The sequence below is a fragment of the Streptomyces sp. NBC_01006 genome (assembly GCF_045162725.1).
In the GTDB taxonomy this organism is placed as follows: Bacteria; Actinomycetota; Actinomycetes; order Streptomycetales; family Streptomycetaceae; genus Streptomyces.
Map to the genome: position 1 here is coordinate 3,339,882 of NZ_CP108700.1, position 13,897 is coordinate 3,353,778.

The following is a 13,897-nucleotide window of genomic DNA, read 5'->3' on the forward strand; positions in this document are numbered from 1 at the left end:
TGCCCTTACGGGCGGGGGTTACTTCTTGCGGCGGCGGCCGCCCGCGGCCTTCTGCGCCTTGCGGCGCTCGGCACGCGTCATGCCGTCGCCCGCCTCGTCGGCGTCGAAGTCACCCTCGACGACCCCGCCCTCCCCGTCCACCGTCGGGGCCGAGAAGTGCAGCCGGTCCGGCCGCTGCGGGGCGTCCAGACCCTTGGCCCGGATCTCCGGACGCACACCGGCCGGCTCCTTGGTCAGCGAAGGCGCCGCGTCCTGTACCGGAACCTCCTCGACCTGCTGCTCGACCTGGACCTCCAGGTTGAACAGGTAGCCGACGGACTCCTCCTTGATGCCCTCCATCATGGCGTTGAACATGTCGAAGCCCTCGCGCTGGTACTCGACCAGCGGGTCCTTCTGGGCCATCGCCCGCAGGCCGATGCCCTCCTGCAGGTAGTCCATCTCGTACAGGTGCTCGCGCCACTTGCGGTCCAGGACCGACAGGACCACGCGCCGCTCCAGCTCGCGCATGATGTCGGAGCCCAGCGCCTTCTCGCGCTCCTCGTACTGCTCGTGGATGTCGTCCTTGACGGACTCCGCGATGAACTCGGCGGTGATGCCCGCGCGGTCGCCCGCCGCGTCCTCCAGCTCGGCGACGGTGACCTTGATCGGGTAGAGCTGCTTGAAGGCGCCCCACAGCCGGTCCAGGTCCCACTCCTCCGCGAAGCCCTCGACCGTCTCGGCCGCGATGTACGCGTCGATCGTGTCGTCCATGAAGAAGCGCACCTGCTCGTGCAGGTCCTCGCCCTCCAGGACACGGCGGCGCTCGCCGTAGATGACCTCGCGCTGGCTGTTGAGGACCTCGTCGTACTTCAGGACGTTCTTGCGCGTCTCGAAGTTCTGGGTCTCGACCTGCGACTGGGCCGACGCGATCGCGCGCGTCACCATCTTGTTCTCGATCGGCACGTCGTCCGGCACGTTCGCCATCGACATGACGCGCTCCACCATCTGCGCCTTGAACAGGCGCATCAGGTCGTCGCCCAGCGACAGGTAGAACCGGGACTCGCCCGGGTCGCCCTGACGGCCGGAGCGGCCGCGCAGCTGGTTGTCGATACGGCGCGACTCGTGCCGCTCGGTGCCCAGCACGTACAGCCCGCCGAGCGACTTGACCTCTTCGAACTCGGCCTTCACGGCCGCCTCGGCGCGCTCCAGCGCGGCGGGCAGCGCGTGCGCCCACTCCTCGATGTGCTCTTCCGGGTCCAGGCCCTGCTGGCGCAGCTCGGCCTCTGCGAGGTCGTCCGGGTTGCCGCCGAGCTTGATGTCGGTACCGCGGCCGGCCATGTTCGTGGCGACCGTGACGGCGCCGCGGCGGCCGGCCTGGGCGACGATCGAGGCCTCGCGCTCGTGCTGCTTCGCGTTCAGCACCTCGTGCGGGACGCCCCGCTTGGAGAGCTGCTGCGAGAGGTACTCGGACTTCTCGACCGAGGTGGTGCCGACGAGGATCGGCTGGCCCTTCTCGTGCTTCTCCGCGATGTCGTCGACGACGGCGGCGAACTTCGCGACCTCGGTCCGGTAGATCAGGTCCGGCTGGTCCTTGCGGACCATGTCGCGGTTGGTCGGGATCGGGACGACGCCCAGCTTGTAGATCTGGTGGAACTCGGCGGCCTCGGTCATGGCCGTACCGGTCATGCCCGACAGCTTGGAGTACAGGCGGAAGAAGTTCTGGAGGGTGATCGTGGCGAGGGTCTGGTTCTCGTCCTTGATGTCCACCCCTTCCTTCGCCTCGATCGCCTGGTGCATGCCCTCGTTGTAGCGGCGGCCGGCGAGGATACGGCCGGTGTGCTCGTCGACGATCATGACTTCGCCGTCGATGACGACGTAGTCCTTGTCCTTCTTGAACAGTTCCTTCGCCTTGATGGCGTTGTTCAGGTAGCCGACGAGCGGGGTGTTCACCGACTCGTAGAGGTTCTCGATGCCGAGCCAGTCCTCGACCTTGGCGACACCGGCCTCGTGGATGGCGACGGTGCGCTTCTTCTCGTCGACCTCGTAGTCGCCGGTCTCCTCGATGCCCTTGAGGGGCTCGCCGGGCTCGCCCTTCTTCAGGCGGGTGACCAGCTTCGCGAAGTCGGCGTACCACTTCGTGGCCTGGTCGGCCGGGCCGGAGATGATCAGCGGGGTACGGGCCTCGTCGACCAGGATCGAGTCGACCTCGTCGACCACGGCGAAGTTGTGGCCGCGCTGGACGAGCTCGTCCTGCGACCACGCCATGTTGTCGCGCAGGTAGTCGAAGCCGAATTCGTTGTTCGTGCCGTACGTGATGTCGCTGCTGTACTGCTCCCGGCGCTGGGCCGGGGACATGTTCGCCAGGATGCAGCCGACCTCGAGACCGAGGAACTTGTGCACCCGGCCCATCATCTCGGAGTCGCGCTCGGCGAGGTAGTCGTTCACCGTGATCAGGTGGACGCCCTTGCCGGACAGCGCGTTCAGGTACGCGGGGAGCGTGCCGACGAGGGTCTTGCCCTCACCGGTCTTCATCTCGGCGACGTAGCCGAGGTGCAGCGCGGCACCGCCCATGATCTGGACGTCGTAGTGCCGCTGGCCGAGGACGCGCTTGGCGGCCTCGCGGACGGTCGCGAACGCCTCGGGCAGCAGGTCGTCCAGGCTCTCGCCGTCCTGGTAGCGCTGCTTGTACTCGTCCGTGAGCGCCCGCAACTCGGCGTCGGAGAGGTTGACGAAGTCCTCTTCGATGGAGTTGACCTGGTCCGCGATGCGGTGCAGTTTGCGCAGGATCTTGCCTTCGCCTGCACGCATGAGCTTGTTGAAGACGGACACCGAGGTTTGTCTCCTTGCCGGTCGGGCCTGGCACTGGTTCGTACACGGGCACGGAGGGTGGGCCCCACCGCAACGGCCATCGTAAGCGAGGACGCGGCCGCGCCGGGAGGCCCGCCGTATCCCGCAGGGCACGGGCGCCCTAATGAGAACGTACGAGGTACCTGGAAGGTGCCGGGGTCCTCGACACGTCTTGCCCGAAAACTGCTCGCCCGACCCGCCCCGGCCGCGCAGAATCCGTACATGGAGCCCACGACACTGAACACGGCCCGACTGCATTTGCGCCCCTTCGTCCCGGCGGACGAGGAGGAGGTGTACACCGCGGTGCAGGACCCGGAGATCCAGCGCTGGACGATGGTCCCCTCCCCCTACTCGCGCGAGCACGCGCGCGGCTTCGTCCTGGAGACCGTCCCGGCCGGCTGGCGCGAGGACACGGCGTACAGCTTCGCCGTCCGTCTCGGGGCGGACGGTCCGCTGGTGGCGGCCGTCGGCGTGCACGTGCGCGGGCAGGGCTCGTACGAGATCGGCTACTGGGCGGCGAAGGAGCACCGGGGCCGCGGCTACATGGCCGAGGCCGTCGCCGCCGTCTCCCGCTGGGCCTTCACCGAGGTGGGCGCCGTACGGCTGGAATGGCGCGCGGAGGTCGGCAACACGGGCTCCCGGGCCGTCGCGGAGAAGACCGGCTTCCGCTTCGAGGGCGTACTGCGGGCCGCGGTGCTCCGGGGCGGCACCGCGCGGGACTCCTGGGTCGGCGCCCTGCTGCCCGCGGACCTCGGCCTGACCCCCTCACTGCCGTACCTGCCCGCTGTCAGTGGCAGGTCCTAGGCTCGGCCCATGACGCTCGCAGCCTCCCTTCCCCTGTCCGCCGACGACGCGCGCCGGATCGCCCTGCGCGCGCAGGGCTTCCTCGGGGCGCCCGACCGCCGGGGTGGGGTGCGGGGCGTCCTGCGCCACCTGGGCGCCGTCCAGCTGGACACGATCTCCGTGCTGGCCCGCTCGCACGAGCTGATCCCGTACGCGCGCCTGGGCGCGGTGGGCCGGCCGGCGGTGGAGAAGGCGTACTGGTCCGACCGGCACGCCTTCGAGTACTGGTCGCACGCGGCCTGCATCCTGCCGATCGAGGAGTGGCCGCACTTCGCGTTCCGGCGCCGGATCAAGCGCGCGCACGGCTACCGCTGGCACAAGATGAAGGACAAGGAGGCCTCCTGCCGGCTGGTCCTGGACCGGCTGCGGGCCGAGGGCCCGCTGACCTCGACGGAGCTGGGCGGCGCGAAGAACGGCGGCCCGTGGTGGGACTGGTCCGAGACCAAGATCGCGGTGGAGTGGCTGCTGGACGCCGGTGACGTGGTCGTCACCGAGCGCCGCGGCTGGAAGCGGATCTACGACCTGCCCGAGCGGGCGGTCCCGGACGCACTGCTCCACGACGACCTGGACGACCGCGAGTGCCTGCGCCGCCTGGTGGCGCTGGCCGGACAGAGCCTGGGCGTCGGCACCCGCGCCGACATCGCGGACTACCACCGGCTCAAGGGCGAGCAGGTCGACTCGGTGATCGCGGACTCGGGGCTGGTCCCCGTCGCGGTCGAAGGCTGGTCCAAGCCGGCCTGGGCCGATCCGGCCGCGCTGGCGACGACCCCCCGCGGCCGCCACCGCACCACCCTGCTCTCCCCGTTCGACTCGCTCGTCTGGGACCGGCCGCGCACGGAGCGGATCTTCGACTTCACGCACCGGCTGGAGGCGTACGTCCCCAAGCCCAAGCGGATCCACGGGTACTTCGCGATGCCGCTGCTGGCGGGCGGGCGGCTCCAGGGCCGGGTCGACCCGGCCCGCGAGGGCGGCACGCTGGTGGCCCGGCAGCTCTCCCTGACCACCCTCAAGGCGGCCCGACCGATGGCCGAGGCGCTGCGCGAGGCAGCGGAGTGGGTGGGCTGCGACGCCGTCCGCGTCGAGCGCGCGGCCACTGCCGAACAGGCGTCCGCGGTGACGGCGGAACTGGCCGCGCTCTGAGCACCGGAGCCGGGGGCGGAACCGGAGCCGGAGCCGGTTCCGCCCCCGGTCGGCCTCAGCGGATTTCGAGGATCTTCTCCCGCATCGCGTAGACCACGGCCTCCATCCTGGAATGCAGCTGGAGCTTCTCCAGGATGTTGCGGACGTGGTTCTTCACGGTGTTCTCGGAGATGAACAACTGCTTCGCGATGTCGCGGTTGTTCATGCCGGTCGCCACGAGCTTGAGCACTTCCAGCTCGCGGTCCGTCAGCCTCGGCGCCGGCACCAGCCGCCGCTCGTCCGTCCGCTGGATCATCGACTTGAACTCGGTCAGGAGTTTCGACGCCATCGACGGGCTGATCTGCGACTGCCCGTCGGCCACCGCGCGGATCGCCGTCGCCACCTCGTCGGTCGAGATCTCCTTCAGGAGGTATCCGGTGGCGCCCGCCTTGATCGCGTCGTAGAGGTCCGCCTCCTCGTCGCTGATCGTCAGCATGATGATCTTCGCGGAGGGGGCCACCTCCTTGATCGAGGTGCACGCCTCGATCCCGCCGCGCCGGGGCATCCGCACGTCCATGAGCACGATGTCCGGCAGCAGGTCCGCCGCCTTGTCCACCGCCTCCGCGCCGTCCCCCGCCTCGCCGACGACCTGGATGTCCTCCTCCTGTGCGAGGACGATCTCCAGCCCGCGCCGGAACAGGGCGTGGTCGTCGACGACGAGCACCCGGATCGGCTCGCCGCCGTCATCACCGCGCACCGGCCCGAAGCTGTCCGCCATCGTTCCTCCCCCTGCATGTACCGAGCTGCCGGGTCAACCGGACGGGAACTCCCGCCGGTTGACTGCCCGCCATGATTCCATGCCCGCGCCACCCGGCGGGGAGCCTGCGACGGCCACCTGGCGTATACGAGTCATACAGAGGCCCCCGGAGACGCCTCGGCGTCCCCGGGGGCACTTCACCGAAAATCAGGACGCGGCATCAGCCGCCGAGCGCCCCGCCCGCACCGGCACCGGGCTCGGCCGAGCTGGAGGCCTCGTCGGCGTTGAGGTGGATCACGCCGTAGTCATAGCCGTGGCGCCGGTAGACGACGCTCGGCATCTTGGTGTCGGAGTCGACGAACAGGTAGAAGTCGTGACCGACCAGTTCCATCTCGTACAGCGCCTGGTCGAGCGGCATGGGTGCCGCGGAGTGCGTCTTCTCGCGGACGATGAGCGGGCCTTCGCCCTGTACTTCCAGCGATCCGATCCGGGTGGTGGGGATCTCGTCCCCCGGCTCCTCCGTGACCGGCTGGCCGCTGCCGTTGAGCCGGGCCGCGCCGGGAACCACGTCGGCGACCTCGGCCGCCGAGAGCCGGCCGTTGCCACGGCGCGTGTAGCGCTTGTCGTGCTGCTTGCGCAGCTGCGCCTCCAGCTTCTCCTGTGCCAGGTCGAGCGCCGCGTACGCATCGGTGGCGGAGGCTTCGGCGCGGACCACGGGACCCCGCGAACGCAGGGTGATCTCCACGCGGTCGGAACGGTCGGCCTGGCGCGGGTTGTGCTCCTTGGACACCTCGACGTCCAAGCTGATCACCTTGGCGTCGAGCTTCTGGATCCGCTCGGGATTCAGCTTCTCTGCCACGTGCTTGCGGAACCGCTCGGGCACCTCGGTCTTGCGGCCCTTGACGACGATGTCCACGCAGAACTCCGTTCCCGGATAGCTCCGCCTCATGGGGCGAAGCGTCTCCCTTTCGCACCAGGCCCCGGTGAACACCGGAGCCACGGACTTGGCGACATTCACCTCCTGATCCGGTGCGTGTGGCCAGGACTCGCCAGTTCCTTACAACCGAACATATCCCTCCATGCCGGTTGTCGGCACCCGCTACCGGACCGTACCTCCGTTCAGGTGGCTGTTCTCTCTTACTACCTGCAACGATGCGCCTTCCCCGAGAGTTCCAAATCTATTCACAAGAGCGTTGCTCTGTACGGGTTGTCGACCGATTTCTTACGAAGGATCCTGCCGGTGCGGCGACGACGGCCGCCCCCGCCACCGGTCCGATCGACGCCGCCCGCAGCGCCCGGGCCGCCTCAGCGAGCGTGGCCCCCGTGGTGATCAAGTCGTCCACCAGCACGATCCGTGCCGCGGCCGGAAACCGCGCACCGACCCCGCGGCACACCCCCAGCGCCCCCGTGAGGTTCTCCCGCCGCTCCCGGGCCCCCAGGCCCGCCTGATCGGCCACAGGCCGGACATGGCGCAGTACGGACGCCACCCGCGCGCGTACACCGGCCCGCCGCAGCCGCGCCGCGGCCGCCAGGGCGGTCCTGCGCACCGGGTCGTGCCCGCGCGCCCGCACCTGCCGCCGCGCCGAGGGCACGGGTACGAGGACCAGCTCCTCCCCCGCCGCCGCGCCGGCGGCCCCCTCGACGGCCCTGGCGACGACCCCCTCGACGGCCGCCGCCAGGGCGGCGCCGAGCGGCCCGGCCAGCGGCAGCGCCCCGCGCTCCTTGTGCGCCAGTACGACCTCCCGTACGGCGCCCTCGTACACCGCGGCCGCGTACACCACGGGCAGCCCCGCGGGCCGCGGAGACGGCCGCACACGGCCCTCAGCGGCACCGCTCAGCGCCTGCGCGCAGCCGGCGCACAACAGCACCCGGGCAGCCCCGCAGCCGCCGCAGTCGGCCGGCAGGACCAGCCCGGCGAGCTCCTGCCACCACCCCCGCATCCGCCCACTGTGCCGGGCCGGCCGCCCACCCCGCCACCCCTGTGGACAACGTGCGGCGGACCCCGAAAACGGGAGCGAAAGGGCAGGTCAGCCGGGGTAGACCGGGGCCCGGCCGCCCGGCGCCACCGTGCGCCACTGCGCCCCCGGCGGCAGCCACACGATGCCGTCCTCGTCCGAGTGCGCGACCACCGGCTTCTTCTCGTCCTCCGTCGCCGCGACCGCGTCCAGCCCCGTCGCCCCGGGCAGGCTCGCCGCGACCATCGACCCGTCGGCCAGCATGTACCGGGCCTGCACGACCCCGCCGTTCTCCCGGCCCACCACCAGCAGCCGGCCGCGCGGCGCCCAGCTCAGCGCCGTCACGCTCGCCATCTGCGGGGCCGCCGGACGCAGCTCGCGCACCGACACCGCCACCGCGTCGGCCTTGCCCTCGGGCCGCTCGATCCGCCCGATGTACAGGTTCTTGCTGTTCCCGGACTGCACCAGCAGCGCGATCCGCACCCCGTCCGGCGACGCCTTCAGCGCGGTGATCCGCCCGCCGTCGAGCCCGGACACATCGATCTTCTGCGGGACCCCGGTCCCGCCCGGCACCCGGTACAGCTCCGGATTCTGCGGATCCTGGTCCGCGATCCACAGATCGCCCGCCGCGTCCCAGCTCGGCGTGCCCAGCCCGTTCGGCTTGGCGCCCTTGCCGGTCAGCACCGGCTGCGGCATGGGCCCGGCCGTCGTCAGGTTCACCAGGTACAGCCCGTGCCCGTCCTCGGAGACCACCGCCGCGCGCTTCTCGTCGTACGAGACGGCCGCGGAGCCGACCTTGAACCCGGGGTTCCCGGCGCTGGGGGACAGCGGCCCCGGCACCTGCTCGGGCCGGTACTGCTGGTCCTCACTGGTGACGTCGAGCTTCATCCGGACGAACCGGCTCTCGGCGTCGACGTAGTACTGGTACTCCGGGCTCGACGGCCGGTGGGCGATCGTCGCCGCGGCCGCCTCGGTCACCGAGCACAGCGAGGACCGGTCCGAGCGCAGCAGCTCGACCCGCGCCATCCGAGAGGACGTCAGATCCTGCACGGTGTACATGAGTTGCGCGGCCATCTTCTCGCACTGCGGCTGCGCGACGTTGTCGACCTTGTCGTTGAGCGGCACCTTCAGCACGTTCTGCCCGTCGTACGCCAGGGACTTGGTGCCCTCCCGCAGTTCGGTGCCGGTCGGGAAGCTCGAAGTGACCACGGGCCCCAGCCACTTGGACGGACCGGCCAGCAGCGACTGCACGGTCTGCGTGGTGGGGTCCATCCGCGAGTCGGGATCGCTGCGCTGGCGCACGTACACCGGGTCGGCGACGAGGCTGCCGCCCGCGAAGTAGTACTTGTTGACCGGCATGTAGATGCGCTGGAAGTCGGACTCGCTGAGCACGAGGCCGCTCGGCGGCGTCGCGATCCGCCACTGCTTGTTCTCCTGGACCAGCTGGAGGTACTCCTCGTAGCGGCGGCCCGAGGGCTCCGGCTGGTACGCGCTGCGCTCGTCCACCGTCGCGAGCTTCTTGCCGGTCATCTTCCAGCGGGGGCCCGGGGCGTCCTTCTCGTTGCCCACGGAGAACCGGTCGATGCCCGCGGAGAGCACGGTGACGGCGGAACCGGGCTTCCAGTTCTTCGCCGCCTCCTCGGTGAGGTACTTGCGGGCGGTCTGCAGCTGCGGGTCGTCGCTGGTCATGGCTTCAAGGAAGCCGTCGACGATGTCGGCAGGACCGGCCTTGTCGGCCGGCGGCACGCCGAACACCCGTACCTGCGAGTCGACGCCCTGCGAGGCCTTCACCTCGCGGATCTCGCCGTGGTCGGGCATGGAGGCGCAGCCCGCCAGCAGCAGCCCGGCCGCGCCGAAGGCGTACGCCCGCACCGCCCGCCACCGGCGGCGGCCGTCCCTGCGCACCCGTGCGGGCTCAGCGTCCACCTGCGCCATCCTCCTGTGCTGCTGCTGCCTGCTGGGCGTCGGCATCGGTGTCCGCACCGGTGTCGGCAGCGGCGTCGACTTCGGTGTCGGCAGCGCGCTCCGCCGCCGCCCGGTCCGCCGCCGCCTGATCGGGATCGGCCGGGCGGGCCACGACGCGGGCCCCGCTGCCCGGCAGGGCCGTCGGGTCCGCCGGCACCGGCAGCGCACCGGCGACCGCCGACCGCGGCGGTATCGGCGACCGGTCGCCCCGGCCCGGGCCCTGCTGCGCCTTCGGGGACGCCTTCGCGCCCGCCGCGTCGGCCGCGGCCCTGGCCCGGTTGGACCGGGAGTCCTCCGGCTCCAGCGGGATCGGGGAGCCGCGCAGCGGCTCGTCGGCGGTCCGCGGCAGGGTCAGCCGGAACTGCGAACCGCCGCCCGGCTCGCCCCACGCCTGGAGCCAGCCGCCGTGCAGCCGCGCGTCCTCGACGGCGATGGACAGGCCCAGGCCCGTACCGCCCGTCGTACGCGCCCGCGCCGGATCGGCCCGCCAGAAGCGGTTGAAGACGCGGGTGGCCTCGCCGGGCTTGAGCCCGACCCCATAGTCCCGTACGGCCACCGCGACGGCCCCGCCCGCCGAAGCGAGCCGGACCACCACATCGCGGCCCTCGCCGTGCTCCACGGCGTTGACGACGAGGTTGCGCAGCACCCGCTCCACGCGCCGGGAGTCGGCCTCGGCTATGACGGGCTGGGTGTCGCCCAGCACCCGGATCCGGGTGCCCTTGTGCTCGGCGAGCGGCTCGGCGCCGTCGATGACCCGGCGTACGACGTCCCGCAGGTCGATCGGCTCCGCCTCCAGGGCCGCGGCCCCCGCGTCGAACCGGCTGATCTCCAGCAGGTCCGCGAGCAGCGACTCGAAGCGGTCGAGCTGCCCGGCGAGCAGCTCGGCGGAGCGGGCGGTGATCGGGTCGAAGTCGACCCGGGCGTCGTGGATGACATCGGCTGCCATCCGTACGGTCGTCAGCGGCGTGCGCAGCTCGTGCGAGACGTCCGAGACGAACCGGCGCTGCATCCGCGACAGGTCCTCCAGCTGCTGGATCTTGAGCTGGAGGTTCTGCGCCATCTTGTTGAAGGCCTCGCCCAGACGGGCGATGTCGTCCTCGCCGGTGACCTTCATCCGCTCCTGGAGCCGCCCGGCCGAGAGCCGCTCGGCGATCCCGGCGGCCATCCGCACGGGCGTCACGACCTGCCGTACGACGAGCCAGGCGATCGCGCCGAGCAGCACGACCACGAACACGCCCGCGGTGGCGATGGTGACCTTGATGAGGTTGAGGGACTCCTCCTCCTGCGTGAGCGGGAAGAGGTAGTACAGGTCGTACGGGTCCCCGTTGATGTCGGTGAGCCGCTTGCCCACGACCAGCGCGGGCTCGGGCGCCTTGTCCCCGGATCCGGCGGTGTACCGGATCTGCGAGAAGGTCTTGAAGGTCCCGGTCGCGTGGTTGACGTCCCGGCGCAGTGCCACGGGAACGCTCGCCGTCGGGTCCACGTTCCCGGAGGCCCGGGCGCCCTTGACGCCCGAGACGAACGGCCCGCTCGGCTGCCCGCCGGGCTGCCCGCCCGCATCGGGGCCGGCGCCGAGCGCGACCACCTCGAAGGCGGTCTGGCCGCCACTGGCGAGCTGCTTGACCAGCGAGTTCATCCAGGTACTGGCGTCCCGCCCGACCTTGTTGTCGGTGGCATCGGGCCCGTCCACCGCCGAAGGCGTATTGGCCTTCTCCTGCGCGACGGCGAACCCGCCCGCGGCCTGGCTCTGCGCGGCCTCCTCCTTGGCGTCGAGGAGCCCCTTGCTGACCTGCGCGATCACCACGAACCCGAGCGCGAGGACCACGGCCAGCGACATCAGCAGCGTCGCGGCGACCACGCGCAGCTGGATGTTGCGACGCCACAGCCGGACAGCCGGAAGCAGCGGGCGTCGTACGAGACGTACGAACAACCGCAGCACAGGGCCGCCCGGCGCTCCGTCGGCCATCTGACGGAGCTGCCGGCCTCCCCGCAGGACTCCTCGGCGGGAGCCGCTGTGGGGCTTGCCGGGCGGCACGTCAGCTCGGTCCGGCCTTGTAGCCGACACCGCGCACCGTCACGACGATCTCGGGGCGCTCCGGGTCCTTCTCGACCTTGGAGCGCAGCCGCTGCACATGCACGTTGACCAGGCGGGTGTCCGCCGCGTGCCGGTAGCCCCAGACCTGCTCCAGCAGCACCTCACGGGTGAACACCTGCCAGGGCTTGCGCGCAAGGGCGACCAGCAGGTCGAACTCGAGCGGGGTCAGGGCGATCGAGGCGCCGTCGCGCTTGACCGAGTGCCCGGCCACGTCGATGACCAGGTCACCGATGGCCAGCTGCTCGGGCGCGGGCTCCTCCGACCGGCGCAGGCGGGCCCGGATGCGGGCCACCAGCTCCTTCGGCTTGAACGGCTTGACGATGTAGTCGTCGGCCCCGGACTCCAGGCCCACGACCACGTCCACCGTGTCGCTCTTCGCGGTGAGCATCACGATCGGCACGCCCGATTCGGCCCGGATCAGCCTGCAGACCTCTATGCCGTCCCGTCCGGGAAGCATGAGGTCGAGCAGCACGAGATCCGGCTTCGCCTCGCGGAAGGCAGCCAGTGCCTTGTCGCCGTCCGCTACGAACGACGGCTCAAAACCTTCTCCACGCAGCACAATGCCGAGCATCTCGGCCAGCGCGGTGTCGTCGTCGACGACAAGGACTCGTCCCTTCATGCTTGACATCATCCCATTAGCTAATCGTTACCTGGCGGTGAGCTGTCCCACAGCCAAAAGGGCTGGAATTCGCCCTTCGGACCTGCGTGGAGATCAGGGCGACCAGTCTGCCCCGGATCCGGGCGACAATTAACGGCGCGGGCCGCCGAAGATCCGGGGGGACGGCCGGTCCGCTCAACGTTCCCACGTGGCACGATGGCAGCCGAACAGGGGGTGTCTTGTGGGTCGGGCCGGATCAGGGAGCGGCGTCCGGTGTCGTGGATCGCAAGGCGGAGGAGGGAGTCGACGCGGAGCGTCGGCGACCGACGAGAACGCGGCGAGGCGCGGCACCGGACGCCGCGAGCCCGGCCCGGCCCACAAGACACCCCCTGGCGCCCCCCGCCCCGCAGTGTGCACGTGAAGGAGCGACGATGAACGACTCTCCGGGCTGGGCCGTGCCCGGACCATCCCCGTCCGACGGCGAGCGGCCGGGCGCACCCGACGGCCAAGGCGGCACCGAGGGCGCCCAGCCGCCCGCGCAGCAGCCGCCCGCCGGCGGGCCGAAGTGGTCCGCCGAGCAGCCGCCGCCCGGCGAGTGGTCCAGCCCCGGCACCCCCCAGGCACCGCAGGCACCGCAGGCACCGCAGCAGCCGAGCCGGCAGCCGCAGCCGGGCGCGGGCTGGGGATCGTACGCGGGCCCCCAGAGCGGCCAGGCGGGCGGCCAGTACGCCTACCCCGGCGGCCCCGGCCAGTGGGGCAAGCCCCCGGCCGCCAAGCCCGGAGTGATCCCGCTGCGCCCTCTGGACCTGGGCGAGATCCTCGACGGCGCCGTCGCCACCATGCGCAGCCACTGGCGCTCGGTCCTGCCGATCACCCTCGTCGTGGCCACCGTCGTCCAGGTCATCAGCGTGCTCGTGCAGAAGTACACGCTCTCCGACCTGCCCGCCCCCTCCAACGACGAACCGAACCTGAGCGAGCTCGTCGACACCCTCGGCAGCAGCATGCTCGCCCTGGTCGCGAACGGTTTCATCCAGCTCATCGGCACCATCGTGGCCACCGCCATGCTCACGATGATCTTCAGCCGCGCCGTGCTCGGCCACAGCTCCACGATCGCCGCCGCCTGGCGCGAGGCCCGCCCCCAGCTGCTCCGCCTGCTCGGGCTGACCCTCCTGCTGGGCCTCGGCGGCGCCCTCCTCGTCGGCGTGCTGATCCTGCCCGGCATCGCCCTGCGCAGCATCGGCCTCGGCCTCCTCGGCGGCTTCGCCGCCCTTCCGCTCATCCTCTGGCTCGGGATCAAGTTCAGCCTGGCCTCGCCCGCGCTGATGCTGGAGAAGAGCAGCGTGGCCACCTCGCTGCGCCGCTCCTCGCGGCTCGTCCAGGGCTCGTGGTGGCGCATCTTCGGCATCACCGCCCTGACCGGCCTCATCACCACCTTCGTCGCCGCCGTCATCGTCTGGCCGCTGACCGCCGTCGGGCTCGCGATCGGCCTCGCCGACGGCGGAGTGACGGGCCTGGAGAACGGCACCGCCGCCACCGGCTGGGCCCCGCTGATCCTCTCGGCGATCGGCGCCGTCATCGCGCAGACCATCACCATGCCGATCCAGTCGGGCGTCACCGTCCTCCTGTACGTCGACCAGCGCATCCGCCGCGAGGCCCTCGACCTGGAGCTCGCCCGGGCGGCGGGCCTGGAGAACTACGGCTCGGACCCGGCCGCACCGCCGACCGGAGGCTGACGCACC

10 protein-coding genes are annotated in these 13,897 nt (G+C 71.3%); 3 read left to right on the forward strand and 7 right to left on the reverse strand.

Going from position 1 to position 13,897, the window contains the following annotated elements; translation table 11 throughout:
• Positions 1-18 precede the first annotated feature (18 nt).
• Positions 19-2,808 carry a preprotein translocase subunit SecA gene (secA, locus tag OG509_RS15140; RefSeq protein WP_406183100.1) on the reverse strand — a complete coding sequence of 930 codons (2,790 nt, stop codon included), beginning with the start codon at positions 2,806-2,808 and terminating at the stop codon, positions 19-21.
• Between the two features lie 240 nt (positions 2,809-3,048).
• On the opposite strand from secA, the gene OG509_RS15145 reads away from it, so the two are divergent.
• Positions 3,049-3,630 (forward strand): GNAT family N-acetyltransferase, encoded by a 582-nt coding sequence (locus OG509_RS15145; RefSeq protein WP_406183101.1) that lies wholly within the window; start codon positions 3,049-3,051, stop codon positions 3,628-3,630.
• 9 nt (positions 3,631-3,639) lie between these two features.
• The gene (locus OG509_RS15150; protein ID WP_406183102.1) at positions 3,640-4,809 is read left to right on the forward strand and encodes a winged helix-turn-helix domain-containing protein; all 1,170 of its coding nucleotides are present in this window, start codon (positions 3,640-3,642) and stop codon (positions 4,807-4,809) included.
• Between the two features lie 55 nt (positions 4,810-4,864).
• Here the strand turns inward: OG509_RS15150 and OG509_RS15155 are convergent, their stop codons facing one another.
• The 6 genes from OG509_RS15155 to mtrA all read right to left on the reverse strand — a co-directional run bounded on the left by OG509_RS15155 (position 4,865) and on the right by mtrA (position 12,191).
• The gene (locus tag OG509_RS15155) at positions 4,865-5,566 is read right to left on the reverse strand and encodes a response regulator transcription factor (RefSeq protein WP_030866691.1); all 702 of its coding nucleotides are present in this window, start codon (positions 5,564-5,566) and stop codon (positions 4,865-4,867) included.
• Positions 5,567-5,765: 199 nt separating this feature from the next.
• Positions 5,766-6,461 (reverse strand): ribosome hibernation-promoting factor, HPF/YfiA family, encoded by a 696-nt coding sequence (gene hpf, locus OG509_RS15160; protein ID WP_406187582.1) that lies wholly within the window; start codon positions 6,459-6,461, stop codon positions 5,766-5,768.
• 262 nt (positions 6,462-6,723) lie between these two features.
• Positions 6,724-7,485 carry a ComF family protein gene (locus tag OG509_RS15165; protein WP_406183103.1) on the reverse strand — a complete coding sequence of 254 codons (762 nt, stop codon included), beginning with the start codon at positions 7,483-7,485 and terminating at the stop codon, positions 6,724-6,726.
• An 87-nt stretch (positions 7,486-7,572) separates the two neighbouring features.
• Complete coding sequence (locus OG509_RS15170; protein WP_406183104.1) at positions 7,573-9,426, reverse strand: LpqB family beta-propeller domain-containing protein; 1,854 nt, start codon at positions 9,424-9,426, stop codon at positions 7,573-7,575.
• On the reverse strand, positions 9,416-11,431 hold the full coding sequence (gene mtrB / locus OG509_RS15175; RefSeq protein ID WP_406183105.1) for an MtrAB system histidine kinase MtrB: 2,016 nt from the start codon (positions 11,429-11,431) through the stop codon (positions 9,416-9,418). Before mtrB ends, OG509_RS15170 begins: the two co-directional genes overlap by 11 nt.
• A gap of 70 nt (positions 11,432-11,501) precedes the next feature.
• On the reverse strand, positions 11,502-12,191 hold the full coding sequence (gene mtrA / locus OG509_RS15180; RefSeq protein ID WP_189973359.1) for a two-component system response regulator MtrA: 690 nt from the start codon (positions 12,189-12,191) through the stop codon (positions 11,502-11,504).
• Between the two features lie 398 nt (positions 12,192-12,589).
• On the opposite strand from mtrA, the gene OG509_RS15185 reads away from it, so the two are divergent.
• A complete protein-coding gene (locus tag OG509_RS15185) occupies positions 12,590-13,891 on the forward strand; it encodes a hypothetical protein (RefSeq protein ID WP_406183106.1) in 1,302 nt (433 codons plus the stop codon).
• The last annotated feature ends 6 nt before the right edge of the window (positions 13,892-13,897 follow it).

Bases quoted from the DNA above. Each gene is read 5' to 3' on its own strand.
- OG509_RS15145 (WP_406183101.1), top strand. From the start codon at position 3,049: ATGGAGCCCACGACACTGAACACGGCCCGACTGCATTTGCGCCCCTTC.
- OG509_RS15150 (WP_406183102.1), top strand. From the start codon at position 3,640: ATGACGCTCGCAGCCTCCCTTCCCCTGTCCGCCGACGACGCGCGCCGG.
- OG509_RS15155 (WP_030866691.1), bottom strand. From the start codon at position 5,566: ATGGCGGACAGCTTCGGGCCGGTGCGCGGTGATGACGGCGGCGAGCCG.
- OG509_RS15165 (WP_406183103.1), bottom strand. From the start codon at position 7,485: ATGCGGGGGTGGTGGCAGGAGCTCGCCGGGCTGGTCCTGCCGGCCGAC.
- mtrB (WP_406183105.1), bottom strand. From the start codon at position 11,431: ATGGCCGACGGAGCGCCGGGCGGCCCTGTGCTGCGGTTGTTCGTACGT.
- mtrA (WP_189973359.1), bottom strand. From the start codon at position 12,191: ATGATGTCAAGCATGAAGGGACGAGTCCTTGTCGTCGACGACGACACC.
- OG509_RS15185 (WP_406183106.1), top strand. From the start codon at position 12,590: ATGAACGACTCTCCGGGCTGGGCCGTGCCCGGACCATCCCCGTCCGAC.